Annotated in this window: 17 protein-coding genes and 4 pseudogenes; 14 read left to right on the forward strand and 7 right to left on the reverse strand. The window is 68.5% G+C overall.

Annotated elements, in window-relative coordinates; all coding sequences use genetic code 11:
- Nucleotides 1–133: 133 nt before the first annotated feature.
- A complete protein-coding gene (locus ACLQ20_RS24650) occupies nucleotides 134–646 on the reverse strand; it encodes a TFIIB-type zinc ribbon-containing protein (RefSeq protein ID WP_151457746.1) in 513 nt (170 codons plus the stop codon).
- Nucleotides 647–1,040: 394 nt separating this feature from the next.
- Between ACLQ20_RS24650 and ACLQ20_RS24655 the strand changes: the two genes are divergently transcribed.
- The 5 genes from ACLQ20_RS24655 (at nucleotide 1,041) to ACLQ20_RS24675 (ending at nucleotide 5,885) form a co-directional block, all read left to right on the forward strand.
- Nucleotides 1,041–1,460: a hypothetical protein gene (locus ACLQ20_RS24655; protein WP_425857796.1), complete on the forward strand. Its 420-nt coding sequence runs from the start codon at nucleotides 1,041–1,043 to the stop codon at nucleotides 1,458–1,460.
- Nucleotides 1,457–2,899, forward strand: a complete 1,443-nt coding sequence (locus ACLQ20_RS24660) for a relaxase/mobilization nuclease domain-containing protein (protein WP_425857797.1) — start codon at nucleotides 1,457–1,459, stop codon at nucleotides 2,897–2,899. The genes ACLQ20_RS24655 and ACLQ20_RS24660 overlap by 4 nt, the downstream gene beginning before the upstream one ends.
- 18 nt (nucleotides 2,900–2,917) lie before the next feature.
- Nucleotides 2,918–3,985 carry a hypothetical protein gene (locus ACLQ20_RS24665; protein ID WP_425857798.1) on the forward strand — a complete coding sequence of 356 codons (1,068 nt, stop codon included), beginning with the start codon at nucleotides 2,918–2,920 and terminating at the stop codon, nucleotides 3,983–3,985.
- 41 nt (nucleotides 3,986–4,026) lie between these two features.
- The gene (locus ACLQ20_RS24670; protein WP_225852566.1) at nucleotides 4,027–4,497 is read left to right on the forward strand and encodes a DUF4913 domain-containing protein; all 471 of its coding nucleotides are present in this window, start codon (nucleotides 4,027–4,029) and stop codon (nucleotides 4,495–4,497) included.
- Nucleotides 4,498–4,631: 134 nt separating this feature from the next.
- Nucleotides 4,632–5,885 (forward strand): NYN domain-containing protein, encoded by a 1,254-nt coding sequence (locus ACLQ20_RS24675; RefSeq protein ID WP_425857799.1) that lies wholly within the window; start codon nucleotides 4,632–4,634, stop codon nucleotides 5,883–5,885.
- Between the two features lie 141 nt (nucleotides 5,886–6,026).
- Here ACLQ20_RS24675 and ACLQ20_RS24680 read toward each other — a convergent pair whose 3' ends face one another.
- From ACLQ20_RS24680 to ACLQ20_RS24690, 3 genes are all read right to left on the reverse strand, one after another.
- Complete coding sequence (locus ACLQ20_RS24680; protein ID WP_151452508.1) at nucleotides 6,027–6,521, reverse strand: hypothetical protein; 495 nt, start codon at nucleotides 6,519–6,521, stop codon at nucleotides 6,027–6,029.
- A gap of 76 nt (nucleotides 6,522–6,597) precedes the next feature.
- A complete protein-coding gene (locus tag ACLQ20_RS24685; RefSeq protein WP_425857800.1) occupies nucleotides 6,598–7,902 on the reverse strand; it encodes a GNAT family N-acetyltransferase in 1,305 nt (434 codons plus the stop codon).
- 186 nt (nucleotides 7,903–8,088) lie between these two features.
- On the reverse strand, nucleotides 8,089–8,769 hold the full coding sequence (locus ACLQ20_RS24690) for a hypothetical protein (protein ID WP_151452510.1): 681 nt from the start codon (nucleotides 8,767–8,769) through the stop codon (nucleotides 8,089–8,091).
- 195 nt (nucleotides 8,770–8,964) lie between these two features.
- Between ACLQ20_RS24690 and ACLQ20_RS24695 the strand changes: the two genes are divergently transcribed.
- The 7 genes and pseudogenes from ACLQ20_RS24695 to ACLQ20_RS24725 all read left to right on the forward strand — a co-directional run bounded on the left by ACLQ20_RS24695 (nucleotide 8,965) and on the right by ACLQ20_RS24725 (nucleotide 15,360).
- On the forward strand, nucleotides 8,965–9,432 hold the full coding sequence (locus ACLQ20_RS24695; protein ID WP_425857801.1) for an aspartyl/asparaginyl beta-hydroxylase domain-containing protein: 468 nt from the start codon (nucleotides 8,965–8,967) through the stop codon (nucleotides 9,430–9,432).
- A 217-nt stretch (nucleotides 9,433–9,649) separates the two neighbouring features.
- Nucleotides 9,650–10,881, forward strand: a pseudogene (locus ACLQ20_RS24700) (RNA polymerase sigma factor).
- Nucleotides 10,882–11,150: 269 nt separating this feature from the next.
- The gene (locus tag ACLQ20_RS24705) at nucleotides 11,151–12,410 is read left to right on the forward strand and encodes a carotenoid oxygenase family protein (protein WP_358120972.1); all 1,260 of its coding nucleotides are present in this window, start codon (nucleotides 11,151–11,153) and stop codon (nucleotides 12,408–12,410) included.
- A 19-nt stretch (nucleotides 12,411–12,429) separates the two neighbouring features.
- Nucleotides 12,430–13,311: a GntR family transcriptional regulator gene (locus tag ACLQ20_RS24710; RefSeq protein WP_358120975.1), complete on the forward strand. Its 882-nt coding sequence runs from the start codon at nucleotides 12,430–12,432 to the stop codon at nucleotides 13,309–13,311.
- Between the two features lie 239 nt (nucleotides 13,312–13,550).
- A pseudogene (locus ACLQ20_RS24715) lies at nucleotides 13,551–13,907 on the forward strand (transposase); the annotation flags it as partial.
- A gap of 146 nt (nucleotides 13,908–14,053) precedes the next feature.
- A pseudogene (locus ACLQ20_RS24720) lies at nucleotides 14,054–14,512 on the forward strand (transposase); the annotation flags it as partial.
- A gap of 143 nt (nucleotides 14,513–14,655) precedes the next feature.
- Complete coding sequence (locus ACLQ20_RS24725) at nucleotides 14,656–15,360, forward strand: hypothetical protein (RefSeq protein ID WP_425857802.1); 705 nt, start codon at nucleotides 14,656–14,658, stop codon at nucleotides 15,358–15,360.
- Between the two features lie 241 nt (nucleotides 15,361–15,601).
- On the opposite strand, the gene ACLQ20_RS24730 is transcribed toward ACLQ20_RS24725, so the two are convergent.
- The 3 genes and pseudogenes from ACLQ20_RS24730 to ACLQ20_RS24740 form a co-directional block, all read right to left on the reverse strand.
- Complete coding sequence (locus ACLQ20_RS24730) at nucleotides 15,602–16,903, reverse strand: toprim domain-containing protein (protein ID WP_425857909.1); 1,302 nt, start codon at nucleotides 16,901–16,903, stop codon at nucleotides 15,602–15,604.
- A complete protein-coding gene (locus tag ACLQ20_RS24735) occupies nucleotides 16,903–18,123 on the reverse strand; it encodes a type IV secretory system conjugative DNA transfer family protein (protein WP_358120987.1) in 1,221 nt (406 codons plus the stop codon). The genes ACLQ20_RS24730 and ACLQ20_RS24735 overlap by 1 nt, the downstream gene beginning before the upstream one ends.
- A 184-nt stretch (nucleotides 18,124–18,307) precedes the next feature.
- A pseudogene (locus ACLQ20_RS24740) lies at nucleotides 18,308–18,664 on the reverse strand (transposase); the annotation flags it as partial.
- A gap of 237 nt (nucleotides 18,665–18,901) precedes the next feature.
- On the opposite strand from ACLQ20_RS24740, the gene ACLQ20_RS24745 reads away from it, so the two are divergent.
- Together ACLQ20_RS24745 and ACLQ20_RS24750 are read left to right on the forward strand one after the other, a co-directional pair.
- Entirely contained in the window at nucleotides 18,902–19,138 is a 237-nt protein-coding gene (locus tag ACLQ20_RS24745; protein WP_151452516.1) for a hypothetical protein, read from the forward strand.
- 41 nt (nucleotides 19,139–19,179) lie between these two features.
- Nucleotides 19,180–21,201, forward strand: a 2,022-nt coding sequence (locus ACLQ20_RS24750) for a tetratricopeptide repeat protein (RefSeq protein ID WP_425857803.1), incomplete at its 3' end; no start/stop codon positions are given.

A 21,201-nucleotide genomic window follows, 5' to 3' on the forward strand; every position in this document is an offset into this window, starting at 1 on the left:
CCATAAGCCGGTGCCGTAGGCGGTCACTAGAGGTCAGCACCGGTCAGCGTTACCCCGCCGCCGACCAGGCACAACAGACAGACCGGGACAGCCGGATACGATCTTCCAAAGTGGCGGTGCCGTTGGTCGGCGGTCAGGGCAGCAGCGCCCGAAGCCGGCCTATCCCTTCCAGCACGTCGGCGCGATGCTTGCCTTCCTTGATCCATGCGGGTAAGCGCTCGACAAGGGTTTGGCTCCCCATGTCTCGGCCGCGCTCCCGCAATCGAGCGGACACGTACGCCTCCAGCAGGTCCAGATGCTCGGCGTTGTATGCCCAGAGCACCCGCCCGCGGCAGTCGACCGAAAGCCAGAGCGGCAGTCCGAAGTACGGGTCATTCGGGCCTGAGAAGTCAGGAAGTGTTCGCGCGTTGTCGCCTGCGCGGCGAGGAGCATCCCAGACGCCAGTAAACGGGCACCCGAGACAACTGAGCCGACGACGCAGCCAGACATGATGCCGGGAGCCGTCGGCCGACTCAGGATCAGGAAGGACCGAAGCCCGCCCGGCACAGCGTGGGCAACGGACGAAGATCGCTCCAGCGGCCAAGCCACGCAGCCAGTACTTTGGGTCGCGGAAGCGTCCCGCGATCCCTGTCTCGGCTGCTGTCATAGATCAAACCGTACAGCCATCGGTACAGCCAGGCCGACCAACATCGGTCGTGAGCGGGCGACGACGGTTAACAGCTCACGCAGGTCAACGGTGAGGAGCGACGCCGGCCGACAGAGCACTTGATCTTTGCGAGACAGAGTTCGGAGCGCTAGCCGTGCCCGCAGCGCATCATCTGAGAGTCAGCGAATCGTCAGCGAACGCCGTACCGCGTGCCGGCTCTCGATCATGCTCGACGGCACGACCGATGCCTTTGACCGCGCGGTACGGCACTTGATCACACTCGCTGTTACGTCAGGTCACTTCCCCCGCCGACGGTGGTCGCTGAAGCGCTGGCCGGTGCCGGTAACGGTTCCGCTCACCGGGGCGTTAACGGCCGGGCGTAAGGCTCGTTGCCGTGAGCACCGAAGGCAATGTCAGCGATTCTGGTCAGGCTCGGCACCGGGAGCACCTCAGCCCCGGTCGCTCCCACCGGATCTACCCTCGGCTCTCGGACGAGGAGAGGGCGCTGGTCGTTGAGGCGGCCCGGCGAGCGGGTCTCACGCCAGCGGGATACACGGCGCAGGTGGTGGTCGGCGCAGCGCGCGCAGAAGAACCGGCCACGTGTCTCACCGGTGACCTGCGGGAGTTGCAGCGAGAACTGTTCGCTGCCCGCCGTGCGGTGAACATGTTCGGCTCCAACGTCAACCAGGCTGCGGCGGCCGCGAACTCGACCGGGGAGCTGCCCGGCTGGGCCGTCGAGGCGGTGCAGTTCTGCGCGCACGCCGTCGCCCGCCTCGACCAGGTGACGGAACTGATCGACCGGCGGCTGCGGTGATCTCGCGCGTCCACCGTCGCGGCTGCCGCGTCGGTGGGCTGCTGCGCTACCTGTACGGGCCGGGGAAGCAGGAGGAGCACGTCGACCCGCGGTTGGTCGCGGCGTGGGACGGCGCCGGGGAGCTGGCCGATCTGGAGCCGGAAATCACCGCCTCGGGTAAGCGGGACTTCCGGAGATTGACCGCTCTCCTGGAGGAGCCGGTGCGAGCCGGGAAGAGGCCGCCGGCGAAACCTGTGTGGCACTGCTCGATGCGCCTGGCGCCGGAGGACCGCGACCGGGTGCTCACCGACGGCACCTGGGGGCGTATGGCCCGGGAGATGCTCACCGAAGCGGGACTTGCCACGGAAGCGGACGACCCGGGTCTGCGGTGGGTGGTGGTGCGGCACAACGACGATCACGTCCACATCGTCGCGACCCTCGTGCGTGAAGACGGCCGCACGAACTGGGCCCGCAACGACTACCCGAGGTGCGTGAAGGCCACCTGCAACGTCGCCCGCCGCTACGGCCTGCGCAGGCAGGTACCCCCGGCCGACCGCACCGCAGACCGGAGGCCCCACCCGGCGGAGGTCAACAAGGCCCGCCGCAAGGGCTGGAGCGACACCCCTCGCGACGAGTTGCGACGGCGGGTCCGTACCGCCGTCGCCGCCGCAGGCAGCGAGTTGGAGTTCCTCGACCGGCTGGCGGAGGCAGGGGTGCTGATCAGAGTGCGTCGCAGCACCGTCAACGCCGATGAGATCACCGGCTACGCCGTCGCGCTGCCTGGCGCGGGCACCGGTGACGGGCAACCGGTGTGGTTCTCCGGTGGGCGACTCGCCCCCGATCTGACCCTGCCGAAGCTGCGCCGTCGGTGGGGAGACCCGCTGCCGGCTGCCGGCCTACCGTCGGGAGGTCGGGTCACGGCCCGCGCCCAAGCTCTACGCGACGCCGCTGGCGTCACCCAGGCGGCGGCTGGAGAGATCCGGCGCAGCGCGCGTGAGGATCCCGCGACGGCCCAGGCTGCCGCTACCGCCGCAGCAGACGTGCTCACGAGCCTGGCGTACGCGAGGGAAGGCAGCCTGCGTGGGCCGTTGCACCGGGCGGCGGAGGTGTTCGACCGGGCCGCACGCGACATGTACGCGCGGACCGCACACACGACGTCCCGCTCGTACGAACTGAGGGCGATGTCGCGGCTGGTAGCGCTCATGGGTCGCATTGCCGGAGACGAGGACTCGGTCGCTGCGATGGCGCTGGTGCTCGACATGGCCCGGCTTGCCGACGCGCTGGAGTACCTCCGTACTGCTCAGCATCGGCTGCACCAGGCGCAGGCAGCCCGGGATGCGGCCCGGCAGCTCCGGGCCCTTGCCGCCGGCTGGCAGCGGCCGGTAACGACGCCGCTCACGGTGGCGGCAACGACCAGCCACACAGTGGACAGTGCCCGCCGCGCGATGCGGACCCGTTAGCGGAAGGAGCCCAGCATCATGCAACCGCAGCACGATGACCCGGTCGACGAGGCCAGACAGAAGGCGATGCAGTTCTTCGGCGTCGTTTCCACCCTCAGCGAAGCCGTCGCCCGCTTCGCCGCAGTGAGCATCCAGCGCAAGGCCGCCGAGGAGGAACGTGCCGCCGGCCGGGAGCGGGCCGCCGAGGCGGCCAGCCGCGCCGCCGCCCGGCTCGGCGACTCCGTCCGTGCCGACCGGGAGCGACTCGCCCGCCGAGTCGACGGCTCGTGGCTGAAGGACGCAACCCTCACCGAGGTGGCCGAGGTATGGCGTACCGCGACGGTGCACGCCGCCGCCGGCGACCCCGTCGCTCAGAAGCTCGCGGGGCTCGCACTGGACCGCCTGGGCGAGTTGCACCCGCAGTGGCGGGCCGCGTACGACCGGCAGCGGGCGGCTGGAAAGTCCGCCCCCGCCGCCGCCCGCGCCGCGGCCCACGAGGTCTGGGAGAGCGAAGCGACGAGGGCCGGCGCCAGCGGCAGAGCGGCGCGACCACACGGTGGCCCGGAGGGCCCGAAGCTGCGCGCCGGCGCAAACGGGAAGGCGCTACCCGCCGGTGGGAAGGCGCTCAACGACCTGGACGCCGCCGTACGCGCTGAAGCAGTGGGGCTGCTCGCCGACGTCAGTCCCGAGGCGCTGGACCGGCTACAGCGTGACCTGCGCTCCAGCGGCCGAGCGCCGGCGGCGGACGGTCTCGGACTGGCACGCCAGTACGTGGGTCAGGCCCGCAAGGCAGGTGCACTGACGCCGGTGGTCGCCGATGCCGCCGACCACGACTTGCTGGCACGCGCGGACGAGGAGCGGGCGCGGGCCCGCGCCGTCGCCGGGACGCCGGACTACCCACGCACCGCAGCCGACGAACACACCGAGGGGCTCGTCGTGGCCGCCAAGCACTACGGCTCGGCCGGCCACGAAGAAGCCGCAGCCCAGCAACGTCGCCTGGGCGAGACCTTCGCTCCGCTGGTAGTCGGCGGAAAGGTGGATTCCCTCGTGGCTGCCAAGCGGCCGGCGACCGTGGTACCGGAGCAGGTTCGGGCGGTGACTCGATGACTAGCGCGGAAACGTCAAGTCCCTTCGGCGAGGTGGACGGGATGACAGAGGACCTCACAGCTCAAGTTGCGCTGTTGGCCAAGCAGGTCGCCGAACTTCAGCAGTTTGTCGCCGACCGCGCGGGCAGCGACGGCGGGCAGGGACAACCACCGGTATACGGGACTGTTGAGGAGTGGGTCCGCGACTACCTCCTGCCGGGATTTCCCCGGCCGGTCGGCGAGGTTGGGCTGGTGCGGTGGCACTGGTGCGAGCAGTGGTGGCGCCACGACGAAGCCATCACCCGGCTGACCGCCTTGTGGTACGGCTGGGAACACGCCCGGCTCGAGATGACCGGCATGCTGGGCTGGCTGCGCGAACTGGACCACCACCTGCCGATGCTGCTCGGCCCCGACGGGCCATTCCGCTCCTGCGCCCCCGGCATCGACGGCAGCACTGCCCGACACAAGGCGCCTACCGTTGCTGCCTTTGAGCAAGCGCCGGAGCAGTGGTGGGACTGGTGGGATACCAAGTAGGCACAGGGGCCTTCCTCTACCCGCTGGTCCTCGACACTCGTCCTGGCGGCACGGAACTGGGGGTCGAACGGTCGACGCCGGGCACGTCCTCGGCCGTCTATGGTCGATCAGTCCACGTTCCCGGAGGTAGCGCCATGGCCGAAGCCCCGCTCGCTTCGTATCGCCGTGCGGCGCTATTCGTCGACTTCGAGAACGTGTACATCGGTTTGCGCAACTCAAGCCCCGACGCGGCTACGGCGTTTGCCACTGACCCGGGGCGCTGGGTGCGGTGGATGGAGCAGGATCTGGGCCCATTCCGGGTCGACGACGACGAAGTCCCGCGGGTGCTGCTACGTCGGATCTGCTACCTGGAGCCGAGCCATTCCGGCAAGTTCCGTTCATACTTCACTCGGGCGGGGTTCCGGGTCGTGGACTGCCCGTCGCTGACGAGCATGGGTAAGAACAGTGCCGACATCCACATGGTGCTCGACATCCTCGACACCCTTACTCACCCGACCCGGTTCGACGACTTCGTTGTCCTGTCGACCGACGCAGACTTCACCCCGGTGTTCATGCGGCTGCGGGAGCACGACAGGACCTCGGCGATGCTGGTGAGCGGGCCGACCGCCGCCGCGCTGCAGTCGGTGTGCGACTTCGCGATTCCGGACATCATGTTCATCGAAGAAGCCTTGGGCCTGAGCCCGTCGCAAGCCGGAGTGGACCAGGTCCGCACTCCCGTGCCGCAGCCACGCGCGACTGCTGCTGCGTCGATCGACCGTGACAGCAACAGCGTGCGGAACCGCCTCGAGGCGGCGGTGCGGCAGCTTGTGGCACAGTCGACGACACCGGTCGACCTCGCCTCCGCAGCACACTACGTCCGCAAGACCGTGGGACGGGAGGCGACGACAAACTGGGCCGGGGCGGGCGGGTTCAAGCAGTTCGTCGCGGCGATCCAGAGCGACACTCTGGTGCTGGAGCCGCGCCACCCCGGCTGGCTGCTCGACCCGGCCAGGCATGAGCTGGTCCAGCCCGCGAGCGCGCCGGAGATCGCCGAACGGGTGAGCCGGGTCGTCGGAGCACCGCTGATCGGCACAGACGCCTACCAGGCACTGTTCCGGTCGATCGCCGAAGAGGGCCGCGCCAACCCCGCCTTACCACAGGCGCAGGCGGAGGAGGTGATCCGTGAGGCGTGCGGCCGGCGGGGACACACGGTCACGAGGAGCGCGATCCACTTTGTGCTCATCGGTCTGAAGTACAGCGGGGTCGAGTGGCGGGAAGCACGACACGACGCGGCGAACCTCGCCTCGGAGTTCGCCGGTAACGTGCTGCGGCTGACGGTCAACGCTCGGATGGAGTTGTCGGAGGCGGAGCGGGCCGCGGTGTGCGCGTGGATCCAGGACGAGCACTGAACCACGCCAAGCCCGCCCGCCGCCACTATGAACTCCGACCAGATCCCAGTGCGCTGTCATCGGCACGACCGTGCACCCGCCACCCTTGGACGGCGGCTGCCACCCGTGACGCGCGGTCAGCGGCAGATCCGTGCACCGTTGTCATGCGAAGGACTGCTCGGCGAAGCTCATCCCGGCGCGCTCGGTGGAGGTGAGTGCCTGCCGGGGGACGTGTTGCGGCGGCAACCGCAGGTACTGGGTGTAGCCAACCGCTCGGAGGCGGAACTCGAAGTTCTGACCCTCGATGTGCCACAACGGTTCCGGGTTGCTGTCTGGGGAATCAAGCCGGTGAACGTCGGCGATCTCCATGACTTCGTGAAGCGGGCCGAGTCTGCCGTCGATGTTCCACGCCCGTTCGAACACGAGCGTCGCGGGCGCGATCCAGAAGGTGAAGTTTCGGTCTCGTCCTGCAGGTTGCACCCACCACACGATGTAGTCGAGGTCCAGCAGCATCCTGGCGGGCGGAAGGGTGCCATCCGCGTACTCGCGGATGCTCACGGCATGGACCCGGCAGTCATGCCATCCCATGCCCGGGAAGTCGGCGTCGGTCCAGGTCGCCTTGGTCAGTCCTGACGGGGGGTGCGGCAAGGTGAACACCGGGTCAGTATCCGCGACGGCGCGCTTTCATCGGCAAAGTCGCGCGGTCAGCGGCATGAGCGGATGCACCATCGGTTCAGAATCCGATCGAGTTGAAAGGCTCGGGATCGGTGCGGAAGAGTCGTGAAAGGGTGGCCAGGGCATCCGCTTCTTGTGGGCGGATCTTGCCGGCGCGAGCCAGGGCGGCGGCGGACATCCCCCCGAGGTAGAGCGATCCGAGTGCCTGTATGTCCAGGGTCAGGTCCGTGGCGCCATCAACGCGCCGACATTCGGCTTCACCTTTGCTGATCTCAAGTTCCCACGTACCGATGTTGTGGGGGCACTCTGGGTCTTTCTCGACGGTGATCCTGAGGTAACCGTCGGTGTCGTAGCCGCGGCTGGTCAGGGCTTTGGGAAGATCGAGGACTCGTACCCAGAGGTTGTCCGACTGCCGCGTGACGCGCATGGCCCGCGGGTTGCGTAGCATCCAGCGCAGAGGCTCGTCGGCCGGTCGGGCCGGGGCGACGACTTTGCGCGTGAGGTCGAAGTCAAGCAGCAGGGACCACATGGCTCGGTAGGCCTCATCGGTGAGCGCCTCCAGCGCTTCGACCACCAGCACGCCGACCCCATCGGGGTTTGTCGACCACGGCAGGCGATAGTTCGCGATGCCATCCACCTGCCCTGCCGCGTCGCGGTGGATAAGGAATCGCAGCGGCCCGTCGGTGCCATTGGCCTCATCGGACAGGCCCGCCCAGCGGCCCTTGGGTGCCGCGATCTCGCCGACCCGTGCCCGTCGCACCCTGTCAAAGATCCCGGGCCACACCTCCCGCGCTGTCGCTGCATCGACCAACTCCAGGCTTCCCAGGTCAGGATCGGCGTCGACAAGCCGGGCGGCCGAGCGTTCCATCTCCCAACGGGTGCGCAGCGTCGCTGGGGAGAACCCAAACCGCCCATAGATGTTGCCCTCGCTCGCGCTGAGCTCGGCGATCGCCTCACCACGCTCAAGGGCATCGGTGAACATCGCCTGCATCATGCCCCGCAGCAGGCCTTGCCGCCGATGAGTGGCGATGACGCCGGTGCCGGTGACGCCACCCATGGGCACCACGCGCAGCCCTGGAGCTGTCACCTGGAGCGACAGCATCGCCGTGGCCCCCACCACCTTGCCGTTCACGATCGCCGCTTGTGGTCGGAAGGTTTCGTCCTTCATCAACTCATCAGCCCACGACTCCAGCTGCTCGCGAGTCGCTGGCGGACGCGGACACGGCCAAGCCTCCGCGCCGCCGTGCCACGCTGCGGGGTACGGCTCCCAGCTCGGTAGCCCGTTTGCGAACGGCAGCGCCCGCAAATACTCGACAACCTCGTGACGCTCGACAGGACGAATCTCAGTCACCACACGGCCCATCCCTCCAGGAAGGGGGCCAAGCACGCAACCGAGTTACGGAAAAGCAACCTCACCAGCGTCCCCTCATCGGCAGTTCCGGGCGCCTGCCGGCGTGCCGACCGCGCTCACGTTACGTGACGCGCGGATCGCGGCAAAGTAGTGCGTGTGCATTCGTCTCGCCGAGCCTGCCGCCGGTCAGGGAAGCCCTTACGCGATCGGCTCAGGCTGGGTGGTCGGGTGGCCGGTCCAAGGTTCTCCGCGGCGGGCGCGTTGTGCGCTACTTCCCGGCGGCAGGTCGAGAACGTCGATCAAGGTCGGATCTTCGTCCACGACGTGGTGGAGGTGTCCGATCCTGCCGGTGCTGCTGTCCGCGTCCGTGGCGCCGATAAGTTGCCAGAGCCCGTCGTCAACCTCGTTGCTCACCAGCAGAACAGGTTCGCGACGCTCGAAGACCTCGATGGTCTGGATGCACGTGGTGCCCACCAGCCAGTGCCGCATCCACCACGCGCGTCGATCATGCCGCATGACGTGGTCCGCAACCCACCACACGAACGGCAGATCCTCATGGGATCGAGCCTGATCTGCGGTCAAATCCGGGCCGCCCTGTGGTACCCGCTCGAACGGCTCGTCGATGAGTGAGAACGCATGACCGTCCTGGTGCTGGAACACGACGGCGTGGACCGTGCCGCCACCTGGATTGCCGGCACCGATCCCGATCGACAGTCGGGCGACGTGGGGCTGCGACCGCGTGGTCCAGCCGAACGCGTACGAGGCCAACTCGCCGCGAGGCCCGACGAACTCGCCGAATGCGCGGCGGTCCATTCCCGCGCCCTCGCCCTCGGCAGTCGGCACCTCGACGAACGAACCTTCCAGCACCTGGACATCCACGTGGCCAACCTAGCCGAACTGCTAACCGGCTGCAGATGCGACAAGACGTCCAACGCGCCCTGGGCCTGGAACAGACTGCGGCACCGTCAGCGGCATGAGCGTGCGTCTACCGCTGGAGGTGCGTACGAGGGCCACGATCGTCACGAGGCGGCGCCGTAGCCCGCATCATCCGTCGTTGGTGCATCATGGTCTCTCATGTTCCTGGATCAGCGGCATTTTCCCTTCCTGGCCGATCTTCGGGCACGGTGGGAGGCCATCCGGGATGAGTGCCTTGCTCTGCCGCGGAAGACCTATCAGCCGTGGGTGCAACGCGAGATGTACGGCCAGGGCTGGAGCGTGTACGGGCTTGTCGCCTTCGGGGAACGGATTGAGGAGGCGCTCGAAGCTTGCCCGAACACTGCCTCCGCGTTGACGAAGGTTCCTCGCCTGACGACCGCTGGGTTTTCTCGGATGGCTCCTGGCACCCAGATCAAGCCACATCAGGGGTGGGTTACGACCGTTCACCGCGCGCATCTCGGGCTGGTCGTGCCTGAGGACTGCGCACTGCGAGTGGGCGACGAGACCCGGCAGTGGCGCGAAGGCAAGACCTTTGTCTTCGACGACACCGTCACGCATGAGGCGTGGAACTACGGCTCCAGCGACCGCGTCGTGCTCTTGTTTTGATTTCGCCCGTCCTGGCTACGAGGACATGCCGCAGGACGAACTGCCGGCCTCGGTGGCAGGCTTCGTACGACGCGGTGGATGAGCGAGACACCCCCAGCGCATCTTCACGGCCCTGCATCGAGGCCCCCGACCTGGACGTGGCGCTCAAGCTCGCCGCCGAGGGGTCGAAGGCCTGCAACCGGAAACTCGAGGTGCGGCCGTTCCTGTCAGGAGCCCTGTGGTCGACGTCCGGGATGCGATCACCCAGGCGCACACGCGGGAGTGGGCCCGGGTGGTCGCGCCCTCTCCAGGCGGTTCGGTGACCTCGACATCGCCGAGGAGGCGGCGGCCGGAGCTCGCGACCGCCGTCGAGCGGTGGCCGGCCAACGGCGTACCGCCCAATCCCGGCGCCTGGTTAACCACCACCGCCAACCGCAAGGCCATCGACCGGATCCGACGCGAGAACAAGCGCGACGACAAGCACAAGGAGGCTCAGATGGTGTACGACGACGACCCGCCCGAGCCTGTCGGCACCATCGACGACGATCGGCTCCGGCTGATCTTCACCTGCTGTCACCCGGCGCTGGCGATGCAGACCCGCGTAGCGCTGGCGCTGCGCATGGTCGGCGGTCTGACCGTGCCCGAGATCGCCCGTGCCTACCTGGTGCAGGAGACCGCCATGGAGCGGCGGATCACCCGCGCGAGGCCAAGATCAAGGCGGCCCGCATCCCGTATCGGGTGCCGTCCGTGGAGGATCTCCCGGCACGCGTGTCTGGCGTGCTTGCCGTCCTGTTCCTGGTGTTCAACGAGGGCTACCTGGCCACCGGCCCCGACACCGATCCCCTACGTCACGACCTGACCGCCGAGGCGATCCGGCTCACCCGCCTGATCCGTGCCCTCATGCCCGACGACGGTGAGGTGGCCGGGCTGCTGGCGCTGATGCTGCTCACCGAGGCCCGCCGCACCGCCCGGGTCTCGGCCAGCGGCGAACTGGTTTCCCTGGCCGAGCAGGACCGTGGGGCCTGGGACGCCGCGCTGATCGCCGAGGGGCATCGGCTGGTGCGCGAGCGCCTCGCCGCTGCCGCCGCCGGGGTGGCTCCGGGTCGCTACCAGATCTTCGCCGCGATCAACGCCGTGCACACCTCCGCCCGCGATATGCGCGACACCGACTGGTCGCAGGTCCTCGCCCTCTACGACCAACTCATCCGCCTCGACCCCTCCCCGGTCATCGCCCTCAACCGGGCAATCGCAGTAGCCGAACTCGACGGCCCGGACGTGGCACTGGCGGCCGTCGACCGTCTTGAGGACAAGCTGTCCGGCTACCACCCCTACCACGCCACCCGCGCCGAACTTCTGCGCAGGCTGGGCCAAAGTCAGCAGTCGCGCGCGGCATACGACAAGGCCATCGAGTTGGCAGGCAACGCCGCCGAGACCGCCTACCTGACACGCCGCCGCAACCAACTGCGGTAGCGCCCACGGATCCCGATCGACACCCCGCGCGCAGCGGCGGCCGACCCCGGCGCAATCAGATCGGCCCGACACCAGCATGAGGTCGTCAGCTTCTGACGGTCGGCACTGCACTGTCATCGGCACGAGCGGTCGGCGTTAGGTCTGCCGGGTAGCCGGACTGCGATGCCACGAGGGCTTATCCAGAGGGCTAATGCTTTTGCACTAGTGCACAGCGTGGCATTTCCCCTTACAGGCGAGGGCTCAGGCGTCTTTTTTCGTACGGTGTCCACATGAGGTATCTGGAACGCCGTTTCGCGTCCGTCACTGAAGAGGTCACCGCATATGATCTCCCGGTTACCGGGCGGATCCCGGCCGAGCTCAACGGCCGCTACCTACGCAACGGGCCCAACCCGCTGGGCGTGGAAGATCCCGTTGTGCACATCTGGGGTATGGGCCAGGGCATGGTGCACGGGGTGCGGCTGCGTGAAGGCCGGGCCGAGTGGTACCGCAATCGCTTCGTGCGGACCCCGGGCTTCGCGCCCATGGTGCACGTGATCGAGCATGCCCAGCGAACCTTCGCCATGGCGGAGGGTGGCCTGCCGCCCGCCGAGCTGGACGAGGAGCTGAACACCGTGGGCGTTTGTGCCCTGGGAGGGACCGCGGAAGGGTTCACGGCGGGAGCGCACTCCAAGCACGACCCGCTCACCGGCGGGCTCCATTCGCTGTCGTACATGCCGGGTCACGACGTCGTCCAGTACATCGTGACCGACGCCGAGGGAAGCGTCGTCCAGACCACCACCATCCCCATGACGCGAACGCCATTCATGCACGACTTCGCCCTCACCGAGAACCACGTGGTGTTGTGGGACACGCCGCTGGGCTTCGACGGGTTTGACTGCCGGTGGTTGGCGGAGCACCCGACGCGGGTGGGCGTCATGCCGCGGACTGGAGGTGACGTGCGCTGGCTGGACATCGACCCGATCCATGTCAGTCACACGCTCAACGCCTACGACGACGGCGACTCGGTCGTGGTCGACCTGGTCACGGCCCAGGGGCCGTTCGATCCCGCCGACCCTGGGGCGATCCGGCCCACACTGGACCGTTGGACGATCACGTCGGAGGCGATCCACCAGCGGCACATCGACGACCGGCCGCAGGACTTCCCGCGCGTGAACGAGACGCGTACAACCCGCCCATACCGATACGGTTACTCGGCCGCGACCGCCCTGTACGGAATCCCGTTCACACCCCAGGGCTCGCCATCGGACGACGCCTTCACCAACGCCCTGGTCAAGCATGACCTGGAACGGGGAACGACCGAGGTACACGGGTTCGGGAATGACGAGGCGGTCGGGGAGGCCGTGTTCGCCGCCGCGGGGCATGGGGAGGACGAGGGGTACCTACTCACGTACGTGCACAATCCTCTTCGCAACGCCAGCGACCTGGTGATCCTTGCGGCCCAGGACTTCACGGGCGAGCCCGTCGCGCGCGTCCACCTCCCGGTCCCGGTGCCGCTCGGCCTGCACGGCAACTGGCTGCCTGACCGCTGAGGCATGGCAGCATGACGTCGTGAACGATCTCCAACCGCCGTATCTCCAGATCGCCGCCGACATCGAGCAGCGCATCGCCGATGGAGAGCTGCGGCCCGGCGATCCCATCCCCACCACCAGGGCGATCATGGGCGAGTGGGGCGTGGCAATGGCGACGGCCACCAAGGCGCTGGCCGCCCTCAAGCAGGCAGACGCCATCGAGTCCGTGCCTCGGGTCGGCGCCGTGGTCGCTCGCCGGAGACTGCCCTCGCGTTCGGCCGGCGGTCTCGAACGCGACCGAGTCGTCCGCGTGGCAATGGAGATCGCCGACGCCGACGGCTTGGCCGCCCTGTCCATGCGGGCGGTGGCGGCCAAGCTCGGGGTCGCCACCATGACCCTCTACCGGTATCTCGACGCCAAGGCCGAGCTCACCCAATTGATTGCCGACGCCGCATTCGCCGAGATCAAGTATCCGGAGCCGCCGCCGGGATGGCGTTCCCACCTGCGGGTGGCCGCTCAGCTGCAGTGGGCGACCTACCAGCGCCATCGCTGGCTGCCACGGCTCGTGTCCATCACCCGGCCGGCCACGCTGCCGGGCCTGCTGGCGTACGCACTGTGGACCCTGCGCGCGCTTGACGGCCTCGACCTGGACCCGCGCACACGGCTTCACGTCTACGCCACGATGGTCAACTACGTGCGAGGGACGGCGGTGAACATCGAGAGCGAGGCTGGTGCTGAGCTGGACACGGGGATGACGAGCGAGCAGTGGATCAAAACCCGGCTCCCCATCGAGGGGCCGCTGATCGCCCAGATCACGGAACCGGGCACGGAGCTCGATCTCGAGTCACTGTTCGCCTTCGGCCTCGAACGACTACTCGACGGCCTGACCCTCATGATCACGCCCCGGAAGATTCGCCGGTGACCGGACCTTCACCAGCGCGGTGTCGTCAAACACGCCGGCTGGAATCCACTTGGCCGTGTAATCCTGTGTCACCTGCGGGCAGCGATCTGCCGGACGCCGGGTCGGCGAAAATCCGCAGACGCCCACCTCGGTGAGCGTGGCGGACAGCGGGCCCGCGCCCGTCCTAATGAGTTCTGGGAGTAAGAGCCTGGTAAATAAGGGTTTCGGGAGGCCGGCGGGGTCGGTGCAGATCGACAACCGTGACGGCGTCGGCGTGGCTGCGTGACATAGGGAAAGGCCTCCGGTACGAGCAAAGGCGACAAACCAGCACGACCGAAGGCCCAACCCTGTCTGTATACCTTGTCGCCGGTGTCGCCGCATCCACCACCCCGGCCACCCTCGATGCTCACCTGCCCACCGCCCGGCCACGGCACTACCCGTCCGACACCAGCGACGCCGAATGGGCCGTCCTCGCCCCGTACGTCCCGGCCGGCACCGGACGTGGCCCGCCGATCATCTACCCACGCCGCGACATCGTGGACGCCATCCGCTATCTCGACCGCACCAGCTGCCAGTGGGACGCGCTACCGGCCGACTTTCCCCACCACAAGCTCGTCTACCAATACTCAAGACCTGGACCGCCGACGGAACGCTGCACCGCATGCACAACAGCCTGCGAGAACAGGTACGTGAGCAGATCGAGGAACGTAACCGGCAACCGACGGCCGCGCTGGTCGACTCTTAGTCGGTACGCGCCGCGGAGACCGTCGGCCGCCCCAGCCGCGGCTACGACGCGGGGAAGAAGGTCAACGGCCGCAAACGGCACATCGCCGTGGACACCTGCGGACTGCTCCTTGCGGTCCTGGTCACCGGCGGCAACGTCCAAGAGCGTGACGGCGCCGGACCCCTGCTGTGGGCGCTACACGCATGCTTCCCCACCATCCAGCTGACCTGGACCGACAGCGGCTACGCCGGCAAACTCGTCACCTGGGCCGCCACCCACCTCACCCTGACCGTGCAGATCGTCGCCAAACTCGCCGGACAGACCACCTTCGTCGTCCTACACCGCAGATGGGCGGTCGAGCGCACCTTCTCGTGGATCAACCGGTGCCGACGCACCATCCGCGACTACGAACGGCTACCCGGCCACCACGCCGCGATGGTCCAATGGGCCATGATCATCGTCATGGCCCGCCGCCTCGCCCGCCACCAACACACCTGAAACCCTTATTTACCAGGCTCTTATCCCGCCGTTCCTAGAACCTGGCCGAACGCCGGGTGAGCACTGCAGCATCCGAGGGCATCACGCTCCGCGCAGCGCCGTACGCGGCAACAGCGGATGGGCGTTGTGCCCGTCTCACCCGGGTGACAGACGGTGCCGAGACCATGGAAGCTCGCTTCATGGATTCGTTGCTCGCTGACCTCAACCACCCGGCGATCGAGGCGTTCCTCGACGCCGTGGACGAGGTCATGAACAGCAATACGCTTATGCTCAAGGTCCGCGCCGACGTCCCGGTACAACCGGGCAACCGGGCAGCGATCCTGTCCGACTTCCTTCGCGCCCCTTTGTTCCACGAGATGATGCTCACCGCGGACCGGGCGCGCGGCTGGTGGATGTTCCACGAAATGCCGTATGAGCCGACCGCAGCGGCGCCGATCCCGGCTGCGGGCGCCCCGGGGTCGCTGGTCCGCGACGGGTTCCGACTGACCCTCAGCCCACTCGACGGCGCCGGCATGGCCGCCCGCCTGCGATGGATGCTCACCAGCGCCTGCAGCCCCTACCGCCGCCACCTCGACGAGAACCGCGCGCGAGACCTGGCCGGGGAGTTCCTCCGGCACGTGTTCGACTCCGGAGGCGGCCTTGGTCCCGTCGAGCCGGACCGGCGGTCGGGGACCGAAACACCGTGGGAGTTCTGCACCGTACGGCCGGACTTCCTGCGGGGCATGGACGAGCACGCCGACGAGCCGTACCAGCCCGCGTACTTCGAAGGCTGCGAGTCGGCCGACACCGCAACGTTCTTCCACCAAGGTGAGGTCTTCTACCTCCTGCTCACCAACGGCGCCCCATAGAGCCAACAGAGTTCGAATGGGCATGCAAATGCATGGTCGTCGATTTCTGAACTTCCTGTCATCGGCATGAGCGGGCATTCAGGCGGTCGGCGCCGGTCGCTCCTCCCGTTACGCGACATGACTCGGCTCGTTGAGATCGGATCTCCGTGGGGCCAGTCATGGGCGTCCTGGTGGGCCAGGTTCGGCAACTGCGGATGCAGCGCAAGCAGAGCCCTCGTGCTGAATCGAGCATCGTCCTCATTCATGCTATGCGGCGCTGCTGGCGTGGGCCGCGCTGACTGATATACGCGGGCCCAGGCCGAGAGGGGTCGGCAAGTGCCCGAGGAGCGGTGGGTACGGATCGCAGCGGTGGAACCGCGCTCGGGCGGGGGCGACCAACGTTTGAGTCGGCGGAGCCGCTGTCGAGTCCTGCGGGGAAATGACCGATCTGGCGCAGTAGACCGTCTGCGGCGTAGGCCATCACCGTGCCGATACCGTCGTGGGACCGCTCGGCGATCCGGGTCCTCTCGACGATGTGCTGCGCCAACCGGTACGCCTCACCAGGGCCTGCCGCGTCGAGCACCCGGGGTGAGAGGATCCGCGCCGCCTCGTAGCGGCCCCCGATGTCGTCGAGCAGCTGCGGGCTGCGGCCGAGCAGGCGGTCGAGGTGGTGGTCGACGACGGCGAAGAGCAGCGGCCGGGTCTGGTGTCGCAGCGCGGCGCGCAGCTGGGCGCGACCGTTGGGCCGGGCGAGCAGGTCGGCCGGGTCGGCGCCGGTCGCGAACTCGGCGGCGAGCAGCCTGCCCTGCGCGCCCGGCTGTCGTAGCAGGTCGAACGCGGTGTCGGCGGCCCTGCGTCCGGCCGGGTCGGCGTCGAAGGCCACCACGATCGCGTCGCGGCATCCAGGCATCGAACGGAGGATGGCCGCCTGGGCTGCGCCGAAGGCCGTGCCACACGGTGCGACCGCGACCGCCCCCGGGAAGGCCGGAGCGGGAGTACGAGAGCCAGATGGCGATCGTGTCCGCCGGGCCCTCGACGAGTACGGGCTGCCAGCCGGCCCGGATGCGGTCCTGCTGCTCGGCCACGCCGAAGAGCAGCTTGTCCTTGTGGTAGAGGGGCGACTCATGGGTGTTGAGGTACTTGGGCAGCTGCGGGTCGGCGGTGAGGAGCGGTCGCTGGCACGGCCGATGAACGCCGCGACGTGTCCGTCGGGATCGCGGATGGGAAAGATGATCCGGTCGCGGAACACATCGATCAACCGGTCCGGGTTGTCGCGGGTGGGCTTGGAAAGCCCCGCGACTACGAGGTCCTCGGGAGAGAAGTCCATTCCCCTCAAGTGATCGGTCAAGGCCGACCAGGTCCGTGGCGCGTAGCCAACCCGCCAGGGCCATTCCCTGTCGACCAGGGTGCCCAGGGCGCGGCTGGTCAGGTAGCGGCGCGGCTCTTCGGTGGCGGCGAGCTGGCCGCGGAACCAGGCCACCGCGGCTTCGTTGGCGGCAAGGAGTCGCCGTGGATCGTGCTCCCGGTCGGTATTGCCCGCTCGGACTGGGTCAGGGGAGGCCATCACGACGTCGTCGCCTCCTCAGGACGCGTCATCCCGTGGTGGTTCCGGTTGGCGTTGGTGGTGATCCGTGCCTCGGCGGCGGTTGCCGCCGCAGCGAGCTCTGCGGCCAGTGGCCCGGTGTACCAGGGCCGCAGGTCCAGCATGACGGCCCGGATGCCGGTGGCCAGCAGTAGCGCGGTGCCCTTGGGCATGGCGCGAATTTGGGCGGCGTCGAGGATGCGCTGGCGCCGTACCGACGTCTGCCAGGAGGTACCGCCCCGACCGTCACGGGTGCGGGAGGCCACGGCGATGTCATGGTCACCGACGAGCCGGGACAGGTCCTCGGCGAACTTCGCGTCGTCGATTCCTGCGCCCACGAGTTTCGCTGTGGCCGCCGACCAGAGGGTGTCCATGCCCTTGTCGCCCCACACTCGGGCGCCCTGCCGGTAGGACTGCAGGATCGTCAGTGGGATCACCCCCCGGCTGCCCAGGTGCGAGTACAGGTCAGGAAGGTCGCGGATTTTGCAGATGTTTGCCGCCTCGTCCAGCACTGCGACCAGGGGCGGGTCAAGTCGACCGCCGCGCACCTCGGCGGTGCGCACCGCCTCCCGGAGTAGTTGGTCGGCCAGCCCGGCGACGAGCGGGGCGGCGTTACCGGCGCCGTCCTTGCTGAGCAGGTACATGGTGTCTGCGCTGCCGGGGAATGCCCGCACGTCGAGGACCGGCAACACCCGATGCTTTGGCGGGGTGACCCAGGCCATGATCTGTGGGTTGGCCAAGCAGGCGGCTGCGGTCCGTGCCGTCTCGTACAGGCCTTCGCGGGTCTCTGGCGCGCCGGCCTGCCGGCCCGCCAGGGCCCGCGCGGACGCGGCGTGCCCCTGGGTTTGGAGGATCTCGCCGGGTTCCCGGGCAGTGGAGTCCGACAGCCACCGTTGCACCGACGTGAGCGTGCCCCTGTCGAGCGCGGCCGCCAGGATCAGGGAGGTCAGCAGGTCCAAGGCGCCGAGGATCCAGAAGTCGTCGCCGCCGCGGCCATTGCGGATCTGTTGAACGAAGTGGTCGGCCAGTCGTTGGGCGTCCTCGATCCCGCCGACGGCTTCCAGCGGGTTCCACCACCAGCTCTGCTGTTCGTGGGTGATGGCCTGTGGGTCGAACACCCAGACCCTGCCGTGCTCGGCGCGGTGCGCGGCGGTGACCACCGGCACCCGCATCACACGGCTTAATCTCCACACGTCGTTCATGATGGACAACCATGGCGAGAGCCCTTAGCGGGCGGTCTACGGCGTTACGGAGCGCCGTGCCAGCGAGGACTTCGTTAAGCTCACTGCGGAGCGTCCGCTACGGGCGGATGCCGGGAGTGTGGATCTAACGGCTCTGTCTCACATTCGGCTCTGTCTCACATTCGGTGGTGACGGAGGGTGCTGGTTAGCCGAGCAGGATGCGGTGTCGCAGGAGAGTGAAGCCCGCGCGTCCGTACATCTGTCGCTTGATCAGTTTGGTTTTGGTGTTGACGCCTTCGGTGCCACCGTTGTGGAAGGGGTAGGTCAGGGCGGCGTTCACGGCGTCACGGTCCAGGCCGAGGCCGCGGGTGAACGTGTGCAGGTGGGGCAGGTCGATGGTCTTGGCCTCGGCGATCCACGCGGTGAGACGGTCGTCGTTGCCGGCGGCGGGCGTGAGGAGTGCGGCGAACGAGCCGATGAAGCCGGCCAGCGCGGTCATCTGTGGACAGGCGCCGGTGAGAGCGTCGACGAGCGTCCGCTGATGTTCTTTGAGCTGGTCGGGGCGGTCAGGGCCGGTGGTGATCATGTTGGCGCAGAACGACCATTCCACTGGCATATCTTCGGCGGCCGGTCCTCACGGTGGCTCATGGCATAGGGCTGGTACAACGGCGGTGGGGTTGCCCTCGACTGTCGGAGTTGATCTATGGGTGAACGGTGGCGGGCGCCTTCACCGGTGTCAGCGGCCTTGCTGGCGGTTGCGTTGGCCTTGGTCGGGAATCTGGCGACCAACGTGGTCGAGGTGGATCGGCCGTGGTGGCGGCCGGTGGTGTTCAGCACGCTCGTGCTGCTGGTCGTCGGGGTGCTGGTGCTGGAGTGGCTGCGGCATCGGGCCGCGCGTGCCCGGGAGCAGTTGGATCCGGCTGGTGAGCGGGCGCGGGTGTTCGGGGCGATTCCGCGTGCGGCGTGGAGGTGGCAGCTGCGGCCGGTGGAGCAGAAACGAGCCGGCCGCGACATCGGCCTGCGGGGGCGCTCGTGAGCGGCCCTGGCCAGCGTGGCCGTGGTGCGGTCCTGGCCGCGATGGCAGCCGTGGTGGTCGTGCTCACCGCGGCGTTGGGTGCGGCGACCAACATCGGGACTGGGATGCTGCCGGCCTGGCGGTGGGCGCACAGCCCGGCGGTGATCTGGTCGGTGGTGGCCACGTCCGTTCTGCTGCTGATGCTGCTAGCGGTGATCCAGCAGCGCATGGCTGGCACGGACAACCCGCCGGGGCTCGGTGCGACGGTGCGGCACATATTCGTCCCCCGGCGAGCCGGCGCTACCCGCCCGGCGATTGCGTCGCTTCGCCCGCCGCAAGTGACCGACCGCGACATCCGAGGACGTGACCGGCTGGTCGACCAGATGACCGCCCTATACAGCTGGCGGGGTCGTCACCGGCCGCGGGTCAACATTCTGCACGGGATGGGCGGGGCGGGTAAAACCACCGTCGCGCAGCTGGTCGCGGGCCGACTGACTCGCGCCGGGGTACGAGTGTGGTGGGTATCGGCCGCCACGGCCACCCAGCTGGATACCGGGATGCGGCAGCTCGCCGCCGAGCTGGGCGCGTCCGCCGCTGATATCGAGCACGCCTGGTCCGACACCGGCAGCGGCCCCGACCTGGTCTGGGGAATGCTGGACCAGTTGCCGCAGCGCTGGCTGCTGGTCATCGACAACGCCGACGACACCCGGCTGCTCACCCCACCCGACGAACCGGTCACTGCCGGGCGCGGCTGGCTCCGGCCCGTCCCGCACCGCCGCGGCTTGCTGCTGCTCACCACCCGCGACGGCGATCCCGCCACCTGGCCCGCCGCCCGGTATCACGACGGCGGGGACCGTGGCGACTGGTACCGACTGCATCCGGTGGGGATGCTCACCCCGGCCGACAGCGCAGCCGTGCTCCTGGACCACGCCGGCGCCGCCGCAGGCACTGTCGAGCAGGCCACCGCACTGGCCGAACGCCTCGGCGGGCTACCTCTGGCCCTGGGTATCGCCGGTCAGACCATCAGCCAGGTCCGCCGCACCGGGGTCGCCGGCTCACCCGCGACGTTCGCCGGGTACCGCACCGCACTGGACACCGGCGACACACCAACATCAACACCAACACCGACACCGGCCGCGGGCGCACTCAGCGAGGCGCAGGCGCGCCGCACCATCGACCGGACCTGGGAACTGTCGCTGGACCTACTCGACAGGCGAGGCCTGCCGCAGGCCCGCACCCTGCTGCGGCTGCTGGCCACCTTCGCCGACGCCCCGATCCCCACCCACCTGCTCGACCCGGCTACCCTGGCCGCCACCGCTCTCCTGCCTGATCTCACCGGTGAGCACCTCGCCACGCTCCTGCAAGCCCTGACCGGTGTAGGACTGGTCACCCTCGAACAAACCCAGCGCTCGACACCCGTGACCCTCGCGCGGCTGCATCCACTCATCCGCGACACCAGCCGCCGACCTCTGCACACCACCCAGCGGCACACCACCTACCTCGCCGTGTCCATCACCCTCCTGCTGAATAGCACCACCAATCTCGACGCCGACAACCCCACGACCTGGCCCATCTGGCAGACACTCGCCCCGCACACCACCGACCTGCACAGCCAAGCCACCACGCACCCCGATACCAGCGACGAAACACTTATCGACGTCTGCGGCCTGACACAAAAAACCGCCCGCTATCTCGGCGAAGCCGGCCTCCACCAAAGCGCCCGAGACCTGTTCGCCGAGCTGCTCCCCATCTACGAGCAGGTCCAGGGTGTCGAGCACCCCGAAATCCTGGCTACCCGCCACAACCTCGCGCGCTGGACCGGGGCGGCGGGTGATCCGGCCGGCGCCCGAGACCTGTTCGCCGAGGTGCTCCCCATCTACGAGCAGGTCCTGGGCGCCGAGCACCCCGACACCCTGGACACCCGCAACCACCATGCGTACTGGCTCGGGAAGGCAGGTGATCCGGCCGGCGCCCGCGACCTGCTCGCCGAGCTGCTCCCCATCTACGAGCAGGTCCAGGGTGTCGAGCACCCCGAAATCCTGGCCACCCGCCACAACCTCGCGCACTGGATCGGGGTTGCAGGT

It is taken from the genome of Micromonospora sp. DT46 (assembly GCF_049841735.1).
Classification (GTDB): Bacteria; Actinomycetota; Actinomycetes; order Mycobacteriales; family Micromonosporaceae; genus Micromonospora; species Micromonospora reichwaldensis.

Coding starts and splice junctions, on each gene's coding strand:
- ACLQ20_RS24670 (WP_225852566.1), top strand. CDS start 4,027: ATGACAGAGGACCTCACAGCTCAAGTTGCGCTGTTGGCCAAGCAGGTC.
- ACLQ20_RS24730 (WP_425857909.1), bottom strand. CDS start 16,903: ATGGCCTCCCCTGACCCAGTCCGAGCGGGCAATACCGACCGGGAGCAC.
- ACLQ20_RS24695 (WP_425857801.1), top strand. CDS start 8,965: ATGTTCCTGGATCAGCGGCATTTTCCCTTCCTGGCCGATCTTCGGGCA.
- ACLQ20_RS24705 (WP_358120972.1), top strand. CDS start 11,151: ATGAGGTATCTGGAACGCCGTTTCGCGTCCGTCACTGAAGAGGTCACC.
- ACLQ20_RS24735 (WP_358120987.1), bottom strand. CDS start 18,123: ATGAACGACGTGTGGAGATTAAGCCGTGTGATGCGGGTGCCGGTGGTC.
- ACLQ20_RS24650 (WP_151457746.1), bottom strand. CDS start 646: ATGACAGCAGCCGAGACAGGGATCGCGGGACGCTTCCGCGACCCAAAG.
- ACLQ20_RS24685 (WP_425857800.1), bottom strand. CDS start 7,902: ATGGGCCGTGTGGTGACTGAGATTCGTCCTGTCGAGCGTCACGAGGTT.
- ACLQ20_RS24675 (WP_425857799.1), top strand. CDS start 4,632: ATGGCCGAAGCCCCGCTCGCTTCGTATCGCCGTGCGGCGCTATTCGTC.
- ACLQ20_RS24665 (WP_425857798.1), top strand. CDS start 2,918: ATGCAACCGCAGCACGATGACCCGGTCGACGAGGCCAGACAGAAGGCG.